The organism is Parabacteroides sp. AF14-59, from assembly GCF_003479515.1.
In the GTDB taxonomy this organism is placed as follows: domain Bacteria; phylum Bacteroidota; class Bacteroidia; order Bacteroidales; family Tannerellaceae; genus Parabacteroides; species Parabacteroides faecis.
Genome location: NZ_QUHH01000023.1, coordinates 26,702 through 39,817, shown reverse-complemented (window position 1 = coordinate 39,817; position 13,116 = coordinate 26,702). Strand labels below are relative to the sequence as shown.

Sequence of the window (13,116 nt, the reverse complement as noted above, 5' to 3'; positions counted from 1 at the left end):
TATAGGAAAATGAATAGACTATATATCATAGGGTTGCTGTTGTGCACACTGCTGGTTCCGGCACGTGCGCAGCTGGTCGACCCGGACGACGGTCCCGATCTGAAATGGGAAGTCGCTGAAATGGACGGGACGAAATATACCTCCCTGACGGAAGCCTTTGAGGCGGTGGGTACCGACGGCAAAGAGATCGCTTTGCTGATCGGTGTCATACAGGATGGCACTTCGACGCTTTCCGTGGATTATAATACAACGTTCGACCTGTCGGCTTATTCGCTGACTTGTGCTTCGGGTACGACGTTCGATATCTCTCTTGACAAAACGCTGGAATTGAAGAACGGGACCCTCAGCGGTTCGTTCATCCTGGATGGAGCCGGTAATCTTTTTGCCGGAACAGATGTGAAAATGCCGGGGGTAGGGGTAACGGGCGGTACCCCTGCCCAAAGCCTTTACCGGGTGCTGATCAAGTTGCCGGGCAATGAAGCGGCCGGAAAGGTGACGACGGTATCTTACGGAAAAACACGGGTGAGCCGCCTGGCGCAAAAAGGCGATATGCTTTGCTGCTGGTTGCCTCAGAGTATGGCGGCTGTGGCGGTTACATTTACCTATACGCCTGCCGGGACTGCTACCCCGAAGACCTATACGACCGATCCGTTGACCGTCACGCAGCAGGCGGAGAACCTGGTATTATCCTGGGAAACGGCTGCAACGAACCCGGACGTGGATGTGGCGGAGCTGACCGTCGGGGCGGCGACTACCAGTTATGCCACCCTGAAAGAGGCATTCGATGCCCTTAGCGGTGAGGCGACGGTGAAACTGCTGGCAAACGCTTCGTTGGCGGAAGTGCTGGAGACGGCGTATGATGTGACATTCGATCTGAACAACTGGCAGTTGACGGCTTCCGGCAGTGCGGGTTTCAAGGTGGCGGACGGGAAGCGACTTCGTATGAGATCGGGTAACGTGACCGGTGGTTTTACTGTGGAGGGAGAGGTCGTAGCCGACCGTACGGTGAATCTTCCGGCTGCTGCCGTCTCGCAAAAGAAAGGCGGTACGCAACAACAGGTGTACCGTACCCGTCTGGTATTGCCCGGCGGGACGGCAGACCGTGATCCTGTCGTTTGTAGTTATGGTAGTGAAAAGGGGCTGACTGCTACCGCTCTGATCGAAGCAGCTGCGCCTGTCGCTTATTTGTGGTTGCCGGCACATGCCGCTGCTCCTTTCACGCTGACCATCAGCGGTAATTCCCTGACGAAAGAGGGGGTGCTTATCCAGGCGAACCACGATAATCAGACCGATTTACGTACGGGGGATAGTGAAGCGGTGCTTTATGCTGCCGGGCAAACGCCGGGTACGGATGCCGGAACGCCTTATGCAACCTTCCATACCGGATTGAATGAAGCGGGTACTCAGAGCGGCAGCCAGTTATGGCTGCTGCGCAATGTCTCTTTGAGCGGTGAGAACGTGCATAGCCATCTGATAGGGAACAATGTTCGGACGGAACTGCATCTGGACGGGCATACCCTGACGGGTGAGAACTGTATGCTCGATGCCTCGGCTGCCGGTGCCTGCCTGCGTATCTGCGATGCGGACAGGGGGACGGGACGGATTACCGGGACATTCCGTATCAAAGGGAATATTTATATCGGTAAAGATGTGGCTTCGGCCAATATCGGGCTGGTACTAGATGAAAACGGCGATCAACTGTACAGGGTGCTGGTGACTGTGAATACCGTGGATGCGGTGGATGGTCTTGCTACTTACAGCTTGGGGGCGTTGACCGGGCAGGCTTGCTTTATAAGGGATAAGGTGGCTTGCCTGTGGCTGCCCGCCAGTGTACAGCCGGAAACGTTGACGCTGTCTGTTTCCGGCAATACGTACACGGCGGCGGGGGTGCAGGTCATTGCTTCGCATGCTAATACGGTGATTGTCCGTGAACCGGCAGTGGTGGCGGTGATCGGTTCGGTGCCTTATACTTCATTGGCGGATGCTTTTGCCGCTGCGGCCGGGACGGATAAAATTGTGCTGCAACAAAATACAAAGCTGGATGTGCCGGTGACGGTTGCCGACACGAAGCAACTGAAACTGGACTTGCGGGAATATACGCTCGATATGGCGACCGGGGCGGGATTCAGTACTTCCGGCAGTGGTAGTCTGGATATATACAGCAGTTTGGAGAAAGGGGTGATGCCGGGAAATTTCAGTGTGACGGATGCCGTGTGTGTGGAAAGTTCCGTTTCCTTATCCGGCCTGGTCACGTTGAACGGGAAGACGGTTTACCGTACGGCTTTTTCACTTCCCCGGAGTGCGGATGGCGGAACCTGGAGTTTCCATGACGCACAGAGCGGAACGCTTTTCTTTACCGGTAAGCCGAATGGGATCGGGCAGTCTCTTGCCTATGGCTGGTTGCAGGCGGAAGGCGGAGCATACGATCTGAAAACGATACTTACCGGGACGGTTTCCCGGACCTGCACGTTGGCGGATATCATGATACAGGCGACACATAATAACCGGTTCGATATGGAAGCGGGTAAGAATGTGGCGATGGTCGGTACACAATATTATGCTTCGTTCGCGACAGCGTTGGAGGCGGTTCTTGCTGCTGACGGGGGAACGGTCAAACTGGTGGCGGACCAGACTTTAAGGGGGATGCAGATGATCGGTAAGCATGTGGTGATCGACCTGAACGGAAAGAAATTGTCGCTCGCCAGCGATGCGGCTTTCGACGTATCTGCTACATTGGTGATCATCGACGGAAGCGGGGCCAGTATGAAAGATAAAGGGTATCTCTACGGGACGGTTTGGTTGAATGGATTGGTGTATGTATCGCCCGATGTGAAGATGAGCGGTACGGTGGTTTGCGCCGGAGATGAGGTTTATCGCCTGTCGGTGGAAGGATTGCCAGTTTCTGCTTCTTTACCTGCTTCATCGGAAATTATTTCTTATGACCGGCCGGTCGGAGGAACTTCGGCGGAGGTTCTTACACGTGACGGAAACGCCTGCCTGTGGCTTCCGGTTGTAACTGACGAGGAAGATATACGGTTCAGTATATCCGGCGAGACGTATGAGACGACTTTACAGCCGGGGTTACCGGAACATAATATCCGTAGTAGAGCATACCGGTTGGTCGGAGTGGATGCGGATGCAACCTGGACGGATGGCGCCAATCAGGGTTGTAACGTGGCGATTGCTCCGGGAAAGACACTGACGATCGCTACGTCCGGCCAGTTGAAAACGCTTCACCGGGTGACGATGGGGAATGCTTCGCAGCTGGTTTGCGAGGAGGCGGTACTGGCTACCGGCGGGATCGTTTATCGCCGGACTTTCGCTGAAAGTAATCATTGGGAGGCTTTTTCGCTGCCATATGCCCCGCGTAGTATTACTGCAGTACTCGATGGAAAGCCGGTGGAACTTTCTCCTTATCTGATTTCTGGTACGGGAGGACATTTCTGGTTGCAGACATTGGCGGAGGGTTCGTTCGGCTATGTTGCGGAAGAACGGTTACAGGCGAATACGGGCTATATCATTGCCGTGCCTGAAGGACTGACGACGAAAAGTAATCCGGACATGGCAATCTCTTTCGTCTCGTCTCCTAACCAGTATCTGAACCGCAAACCGTTGGAAGTGGCGAAACCGTCCGACAATGAGTTCCGGCAACAAACGACGGGGGTACTCTATGCTTATCGCTTATCCGTTCCTTTCTACCGGCTGAATGCCGACGGAACGGAGTATATACGGCAACAGGCTTCGGCTGCCAATCCGGTAGAGATACCTCCTTTCAGCAGCTACCTGCTGACCGATGAACGGACACTGGCTACACATGCCTCGCTCCGTATGGCGGGGTTGCCGACGGCTAATGAAACATTACTACCTGTTTCCGGAAAGTTACAGGTGCAGGGGGGCCGGGGTGGCATACGGGTACATGCGACTACTGCGACACCGCTTTATATCTATACGTATAACGGACGGTTATACAGGATGATCCGTGTCCCGGCAGGTGAAACATTCCTGCCCTTAGCGGGCGGCCTGTACCTTGTGAACCGGGAGAAAGTGTTTGTAACAGAATAGAAATCAACCAGAGAAAAAAATGAAACAATATATCCGACAAATATACCTGTGCTGCCTGTTACTCCTGTCTATGGGAGCCGGGGCACAGGAGGTGGTAGGCCCTGACGGTCCTGATAGTCCGTCTACCGGAAATAAAACAATAACTGTGATACAAGCTGCCGGAGGTACGATATCGCCTGCCGGGGATGCCTCCGGGAAAGTATCCGTCAAAGGGGGAACGGACCAGGCATTTACCGTTACGGCAACGAAGGGCTTCGAGATCGGGAGCTTGTCGGTGGACGGCGTCTCCGTAGATGCTGCTCTTGTGGCGGGAAAGTCTGCTTATGTCTATACCTTCGTCGGTCTATCCGCCGATCATACGCTGACGGCAACATTCACGGCGAACCGTTTCGATCTGTCGGCATCTGCCGGAAAAGGAGGAAGCATCGTTCCGGCTGTGGTACAAGTGGTGAAAGGCGGTAGCCAGACATTTACCATAACTCCGGATGCCGGTTATGAGATTGCCGATATAACGGTGGATGATGTGTCGAAAGGAAATACTTCTTCGTTCATCCTTACGGATATAGAGGCACCTCATTCGATATTTGCTACGTTCAAAGGGATCGATTGCCGGGTGACCTGGGGCGATATCGAGAATGGTTCTCTAATCGTGACGGCTGAACCGGATCAGACGGTTGCCAAAGATGATAAAGTACCTTACGGAAGCGTCTTAAAGGTGAAAACCACCCCGGGTAAAGGTTATGCCCTGTCGTCACTGACGGTAGACGGTGTTTCGCTCGACGGTGAGTCGTTTGTGGTGAAAGGTGATGTCTCCCTGAATGCCGTTTTTGAAAAGGCGACCTGTATCGTCACGGTGGAAACGCCGGAAGGCGGCAGGCTGACGGTGAAGAACGGGGAGACAGCTTTGCTGCCGGGAACGCATCGGGTAGGATACGGCACTGAACTGGAACTGGCGAATGAGGCGGCTGCCGGGTATGGTTTTAAGAGTTATAAGGTAGAACCTGCCTCTTTGCTTTCCGGTAGTAAAGTGACGGTAACGGAAAACGTGGCTGTAAATGCCTTGTTCACTGTAAATAAGTACAAGGTAACGATAACGGCTCCGGAAGTATCGGACGGCACCTTGACGGTTAACGGAAACGGGGCTATTTCCGGTGATACGGAATACAATTACGGGACCGTACTGGAATTGGGAAACAGGGCCGGTACGGATAAAGTGTTTGAAGCGTATGATGTAACGCCTGTTTCGGCCTTGTCGGGAAACCGGTTGACGGTACGGGAAGATATCTCCTTGGGTATCCGTTTTAAGGATGCAGGGAGTACGGCGGATGCTCATAAGGTGGTTTATCCTACCCCGCTTATCGTAAGGGACGGGAATACGTCGGTTGCCAGTGGTCGCGAGGTGGCTGGCGGGACAATGTTAACGCTGATGGTAGCCAATACCAATACGGAACGCCTTGTTTCGCTGACTGCCAACGGAAATCCGGTGGAGTTCCTGACAGGAGGGGGAATGAATACGGCTGTCTGGCAGATGACTGGCCCGGTTACCTTTATGGTGGGGATGGAGCGGAATATGTATCCTATAGTGCTGGTATCTCCCCAGGGGGGGACGTTGGAAGCTACGGTCGGCGGAAGTCCGGTTACTTCGGGCGAGCGTTATCCGTATGGGGCTGCCGTTTCCGTCATTGCGACTCCGAACGAGGGATATGCCTTGTCGCGTATTCTTGCCGGTACGAGGGATATAACGGTCAGCCGTAGTGCCAGCCTGACGGAGGATCTGATACTAAGTGCCTCTTTCGATAAAAAGGATGAGATCGGTACGACGCCCGATCCGGGGAATCCTGATCCCGATGCGCCGCTGGGTATCGACCTGTCGCCGCAACAGGTGGTGTATGATCGTGAGATTCGTTCTTTCGCCGTACGTACTTTACCGGGTGGTGTAACCGATCATATAAAGGTTACTTACTATTTGAACGATCAGGTTGCCACGCCGCGTGATGCGGGTTTATACGATGTGAAGTTAAGCCGTCCGGCGGATGAGCATTTTGCCGCTTTCGAGCAGTTGGTGAAAGGGGGACTGGAAATCGGCCGGGCAACGCCGCAGATCACCGGGATAGACTGTTCGGAAGATCAGGTGGCAGGTGCATTAGCCAGTACGACAGCTACCTTGAATGGAGGAACGGCTGCTTACCTGTCGAAACCGGTTCCGGGTGTTTTTGCCTGGAGCAATGCTTCTGCCGCCGGTAATAAACTGACGGTGACTGCTTCCGGTTATCAGGATATCGTTTTTACACCTGCCGACCTTACGAACTACAAACCGGCGACCGGAAAGGTGTATTTGCAGGTGGCAGGGCAGCCCGGTGTCAGCCATCGTGTAACGCTGACTGTCGGGGAAGGAGGAGAAGCTGCTCTCTATAACGGGGATATGCTGTGTCCGGACGGTACAGTCTTTTACGAAGGTATGGGGCTGACATTGAAAGCAAAGCTTCTCAGTGGGTATCGTTTTGAGGGATTCCTGATCAACGGGACGCTTTATAACAGTAATCCGTATATGTTGCCGGTCGTTTCCGATCTGGATGTGGTTGCCCGTTTTGCCAGGAAAGCGGACCCGTCGTCGCCCGGTAGTCTGGAAGTGACGGTGAAGCAGCCGGTGTCGCTTGTTTATGACGGTACATCGAAGCAGGTTGCAGTTTCTTCCGATCCGGTTGTGGGTGGTTGGAATGTGGAGTATCACGATAAGGATCATAAAGCGGTCGTTCCGGTGAATGCCGGTACTTATGAGGTGGTTATCTCCCGTGAAGAGGACGAGATGTGGCAAGCCTGTAAGAAAACGCTGTCGATGACGATAGGCAAGGCAACGCCTGTGATAGAAAAGAAGCCGGTGGCAGCTGTTTTGGCGAAAGGAGCTTTTCTGGAGGATGCCGCGCTGGAAGGTGGAGTGGCAAAAGCGGATGGGTTCGGGATAGTGCCGGGTTCCTTTGTCTGGGATATTCCGCGGACGCAGGTAACCGATGACGGTTCTTTTCCGGTCCGCTTTATTCCGTCGGACGGGGATAACTTTTTCGTGGTGAAAGATAACATCGGGGTGAAGATGGTGGCGATGTCGTTGCCGGTCGTACTGACCTATAGCCGTCCGTCCGGAGGAACATTAGAGGTGAAACAGGCTGACGACGGCAGGGTATTACCGTCGGGAAGCCTTGTCGAATCGGGTACGAAGGTTCGTATCGAGACAAAAGCCGATCCTTATTTCCGGTTTGAAAAGTTATTGATAGGAGGGGCGGATTATACCGTGGATGCACTGGATAATCAGGGCGTAGTTGTCAGGGATATGTATATTTCCGCCTCGATAGAGGCCCGGTTTATCAGGACTTCTTATCCGCCTGATCCCGATGATCCGGATGACCCTGTGGAACCGGACGATCCGGACGATCCGGATCCTGATAGACCCGACATTCCTGATATACCGGATGTTCCTGATCCGAAGCCGACTGAGTTTACTGTTTGGGTCCGTAGTACGGGGCTGGGGACGGTTACACCCGGTACGACTGTCGTGGAGCAGGGAGCCGGCCTGGATATTGCGGTGACTCCCGGATATAGCCAGCAGTTGGTGGATCTCCGTTTAAATGGCAATAGTGTAGGGGCTGTGACGGAATATCGTTTGCAGAATATACAAAGTAATATGACGATCGAGGCTGTGTTCTGTAATATGGGTATTCCCGTTTATACATTGACTTCACGGACTGTGGGTAAAGGTGGCTTCGTGACTCCCGGCTGTGTACGGGTGGCGGAAGGAAGTAATCACCAGTTTATTATTCATGTCGGGAAAAACGGGGTATTGGATAAGGTCGAAACCGGTACGGAGAAGCAGTTGAAACCGGTTGGAAAACCCGGCAGTTATTTGTTCCGTGGGGTGAAAGCGGATTCGTTGCTGGTGGCGACATTCGGTGTCCCGACCGGAACGGAGGTGCTGTCTCCGGGTGGAAAAGCAGAAATGTATAGTGCCGGGAGTTGCCTGTATGTTCATCCTTTTGCCACTCATTCCGTCTTGTATATTTACCGGATGAACGGACAGTTGGTCCGGAAACAGAAATTATCGGGCAGCACAGTTGTTACTTCCCTGGAAGAAGGTATTTATATTGCTTCTTTAGAGGAAAACGGAACTGTTTATCGGTTGAAGATAAGGATTGACCGGTAGGGGTGACCGGCATCTGGAGAGGGTATGTAAAAGTCTGTAACAGACTTTTTACATCCCCTCTTTTTATTTGTTAAAATCACTACATCTAGTGATTGATTGTCTTCTATCTTTCCTATTCCTTTGCAATCGTAAAATACTAATAGTTCGAACACGATGAAACAACGCTACCTGTATGTCCTGGCTGCCGGCTCTCTTCTTGGTTTACAAACGTTGAAGGCTGACGAAGTGAAAGTGAATATCAACGAGAATGATACGATCAAAACGTATAACATCGATGAGGTCATTGTGACTTCGTCTACGAAAGAGACGAACGATTTACGTTTGTTGCCCGGTTCTGTTTCCATCCTTTCCCCGCAGGCTATTTCAGGACGTCAGATCGATGCGTTGAAAGATATCAGTTCGTTCGTTCCCAACCTGTATATGCCGGACTATGGTTCCAAGATGACTTCGGCTATTTATATCCGGGGTATCGGTGCACGGAGCAGCGGACAGTCGATCGGACTGTATGTGGATAACGTGCCGTATCTGGATAAGAGCACATTCGATTTTGAACTCAATGATATCCAGCGTATGGAAGTGTTGCGTGGTCCGCAGGGAACTTTGTACGGACGTAATGCGATGGGAGGGATCGTGAATATTTATACACTTTCGCCATTAAATTATCAGGGAACCAAAATCTCCTTATCCGGTGGAAATTATGGGGCATTCAAGGCGAAGGCTTCGCATTACAATAAATTGAGCGACCATGTCGGTATTTCTCTTAGCGGTTATTACGACCGGAATGACGGATTCTTTGTCAACGAATATAATAATACCCGGGCTGATAAAGAAGAGTCGGCAGGTGGTCGTTTCAAACTGGACTGGCTTATCAAGCCGAACCTGAAAGCGCAATATACATTCAACTACGACTATGTCAATCAACGGGCTTTTCCTTACGGACTGTTTGATAAGGCAACAGGGACGGTCGCTCCGATCCGCATCAACGATCCCAGTTCCTATGAACGGAATATGCTGAATAATAGCCTTTATCTGGAATGGAAAACGGATAAGATACTGCTTTCTTCCACTACTGCCTACCAGTATCTGAAGGATGATATGAAGATGGACCAGGATTATACGGAGAAGTCTATTTTCACACTGAACCAGAAACAAAAGCAATATGCCTGGAGTGAAGAGGTGGCGATCCGGTCGAATCACCAGAAGAATTATCAATGGAGCTTCGGTGCATACGGCTTTTATAATAGCCTGAAAACAGATGGTCCGGTGATGTTTAAGGAGGATGGTCTGAAAGATGTCCTGCAGAAAGCCTTTGATGAGATCGTGGCCGGTAACCCCAAGGCTCCGCAATTGACCGTATACGGTGATGATAAGAATCAGATTTATTTCCCCGGATATTTTGAAACGCCGACATTCGGTTTTGCAGTCTTCCACCAGTCCACTTATAACAACTTATTTACGGACGGACTGTCTGTAACGGCAGGTATCCGGCTGGATTATGAAAAGGCAAAGCTGAATTACGACTCTTCGGTAGATAGTATGAAGATAGGTGTGTCGATGGGAGGACGTCCTATGGGTGTTCTGCCTGTCGAGACAAGATTGGAAGGTAAAACATCGCAGGACTTTTTGCAGGTGTTGCCTAAGGTGTCTGTGAGGTATCAGTGTTCGCCGGGTACGTTTACGTATGTATCGGTTGCCAAAGGGTATAAGACGGGAGGCTACAATGTGCAGATGTTTGGTGATCTGGTGCAGGAATATGCCCGGTATGACCTGATGTCGAAGTTCATGCCCAACCAGGCAAAGAAGCCGGCAGAGGTGGAAGAGGTAGCTGCCTATAAACCGGAGCATAGCTGGAATTATGAAATGGGCATCCGTAGCGAATTGATCAAGGACCGTCTGCATGCCGAACTGACACTTTTTTATATGGATATTCAGGATATTCAGTTGACGACATTTGCCAAAGGGGGAAGCGGACGCATGATCACCAATGGAGGCAAGGCTGACAGTTATGGTGTGGAGGTAAGCCTTCGCAGCCGTATTGCCGAGGGGCTGACGGCTGATTTGAATTATGGTTTCACTCGTGCTACTTTCCGTGATTATAAGACGTTGGATAAAAACGAAACGGAGATAAATTATAAAGATAACTTCATCCCATACACTCCGCGCCACACCGTCAGTCTGGGATTGAACTATACCAAATTGTTGCGGAGCAGTTGGTTCGACCAGTTTACCGTCTCAGCACAATGTTCCGGAGCAGGGAAGATCTTCTGGACGGAAAAGAATGATATCAGCCAGGATTTTTATGCCGTATTGAATGCGAAGGCCGGTGTGCGCAAAGGTGCTGTCAGCCTGAATGTATGGAGCCGCAATATAACGAATACGGATTATCAGGCTTTTTATTTCGAATCATTTGATAATTCATTTATACAAAAAGGCAAACCGTTCCAGATCGGGGCAGAGGTTGCGGTAACTTTCTAAATAGATCCGGTTGGAATGATTCGAAATTTGTCAAATGTGGGCTATCCCCTTATCAAAGAGACTTCTTCATTACAGGTCTATTTGCCGTCAGTTTTAACTGACGGTTTACAAGTTTTCTCTCTTTTTTGGCTTCAGCCACATTTGTCTTCAATAGAGAGACTGCTTAAATGGGACTAAAGTCCAAAGAGAGAGATCATTTACTAATCCGTTGGTTAAAACCAACGGCAAATGAACCTGTAACTAAGCATGTTTTATTTATGACTGATGGCTTGTTCGGATAGTTCAATTATTTCTAAAAATAATTTATATGAAGATATTACTTTTGTCCTGCTGTTTGTTTCTTTCTGCTTTACCTGCACGAGCAGACGACCAGGATACCACGAAAGTCCGTCAGATTGATTTGAACGAGGTTGTAGTCCAGTCATTCAAACAAAACAGGGATCTGCGCCTGGAGCCGCTGTCGGCATCGTCTGTTACCGGTACAGCCATACAGAATAAGAACATTACAAGTATCAAGGAATTCAGTTCATTCATTCCGAACCTCTTTATGCCTGATTACGGCTCGAAACTGACCTCTCCGGTCTATATCCGCGGGGTCGGTTCAAAGATCAACGCTCCTTCCGTCGGGCTTTATGTGGATGGTATCCCTTACTTTGAAAAGTCGGCATTCGATTTTGACTTTGCTGAAATAGACCGTGTCGAAGTATTGCGCGGGCCGCAGGGAACCTTATACGGACGTAATACGATGGGAGGGATCATCAACGTATATACCAAATCCCCCCTGAAGTTTCAGGGAATGAACGCCTCGATCTCCAACGGAACGTACGGTGTCCGCGATTATGCCCTTTCCCGCTATGCGAAGATAGGGGAGAAATTCGGCTATTCCCTTTCTGCCGATTATAACAGGAGCGACGGCTATTTCACCAATACCTTTACCGACAAGAAGGCCGATGACCAGAAAAGTGGCTCCGGGCGTATTCGTCTGGAATGGCAGCCGACGCAGCAATGGTCGCTGGGTTTGATGAGTTCCTATGATTATTCCAAACAGGGAGGATACCCTTATGCAGTCTGCGATTCGCTGACCCATAAGCCCGGTGAGGTAAACTATAACGACTATAGTTTTTATAAACGCGTTCTGTCGACAACCGGCCTTACAGCAGAGTATAAAGGAACCGGATATAGCCTGAGCAGTAAAACAGCCTTTCAATATTTGTCGGACCATCAGGGTATCGACCAGGATTTTTCTCCGGCAAGCGTTTATTTTGCCCGGCAAGACCAGAAGCAGAAGATGTTTTCGGAAGAGCTGAATCTGAAATCGACAACGGCCAACCGGTATAAATGGCTGTTCGGTGCTTTCGGATTCTGGCAGGGGATCGATAATACGGTGATACTTGATTATCTGGCACAAAAATACACAACCCGCAAATTCTATGATACGCCGACTTATGGCTTTGCCTTGTATCACCAGTCCACTTTCGATGATCTGTTGTTCGACGGCCTCTCCGCTACTGTCGGTATACGGTATGATTACGAACGTGCCTCTACCGATTTTGTCGGTTTTAAAGATACGGAAGAGAAAACGGAACAATCGGATGCTTTCTACAGTAAACTGAAATTCAGCCAGGTGACGCCTAAGTTTGCCTTACAGTATCTATTCCCGTCTTCCGGTATCCTTTATGCGACTGTGACCAAAGGATATAAGACCGGCGGATTCAATACCTCTTTTGAACGTGAAGAGGATCGCTCTTTCCGCCCGGAAACAAGCTGGAACTACGAGATAGGCGGTAAGCATCCATTTCTGGATAACCGCTTGCGTGCCGATATCGCTTTCTTCTGGATCGACTGGAAGAATCAGCAGATCAGCCAGACCCTTCCCTCCGGACGTGGTTCGATGTTGACCAATGCCGGACGGAGCGAGAGTAAAGGGGTAGAGGTTAGCTTGCAGGGGAATCCGGTGAACGGGCTGATGGTGCAGGTGAATTATGGTTTCACCCATGCTACGTTTAAGGAGTATGTCGATGAGAAGAAAAAGATCGATTATTCGGGCAATTATCTCCCGATGGTGCCTTCGCATACCTTTGCCGTCGGTGCCGATTATACGATTCCGACACCTTGTTCCCATATCGACCGTATCATGATCAGTACGAATTTTACCGGAGTGGGACGGATCCACTGGAAAGAGGATAACAAAGTTTCCCAACCTTTTTACGGACAATTGAACGGAAAAGTGTCAATAACCAAAGGATTCGCTACCTTTGCAATCTGGGCTAAGAATATCACCGATACACAATATACCGCTTTTTATTTCGAATCGGCAGGAAAAGGTCTGGCACAGTCGGGCCGGCCGTTTACGATTGGCGGAAGTGTGGCGATAGCACTTTGATATG

Annotated in this window: 4 protein-coding genes; all 4 read left to right on the top strand. The window is 50.6% G+C overall.

What is annotated here, in order from left to right:
* The first annotated feature begins 9 nt into the window (after positions 1 to 9).
* The 4 genes from DWW23_RS20335 to DWW23_RS20320 all read left to right on the top strand — a co-directional run bounded on the left by DWW23_RS20335 (position 10) and on the right by DWW23_RS20320 (position 13,112).
* Complete coding sequence (locus DWW23_RS20335) at positions 10 to 4,062, top strand: hypothetical protein (protein WP_122355604.1); 4,053 nt, start codon at positions 10 to 12, stop codon at positions 4,060 to 4,062.
* Positions 4,063 to 4,081: 19 nt separating this feature from the next.
* The gene (locus tag DWW23_RS20330; protein WP_122355602.1) at positions 4,082 to 8,254 is read left to right on the top strand and encodes an MBG domain-containing protein; all 4,173 of its coding nucleotides are present in this window, start codon (positions 4,082 to 4,084) and stop codon (positions 8,252 to 8,254) included.
* A gap of 153 nt (positions 8,255 to 8,407) precedes the next feature.
* Complete coding sequence (locus tag DWW23_RS20325) at positions 8,408 to 10,729, top strand: TonB-dependent receptor (RefSeq protein ID WP_122355600.1); 2,322 nt, start codon at positions 8,408 to 8,410, stop codon at positions 10,727 to 10,729.
* Between the two features lie 307 nt (positions 10,730 to 11,036).
* Positions 11,037 to 13,112 (top strand): TonB-dependent receptor, encoded by a 2,076-nt coding sequence (locus DWW23_RS20320; RefSeq protein WP_122355598.1) that lies wholly within the window; start codon positions 11,037 to 11,039, stop codon positions 13,110 to 13,112.
* The last annotated feature ends 4 nt before the right edge of the window (positions 13,113 to 13,116 follow it).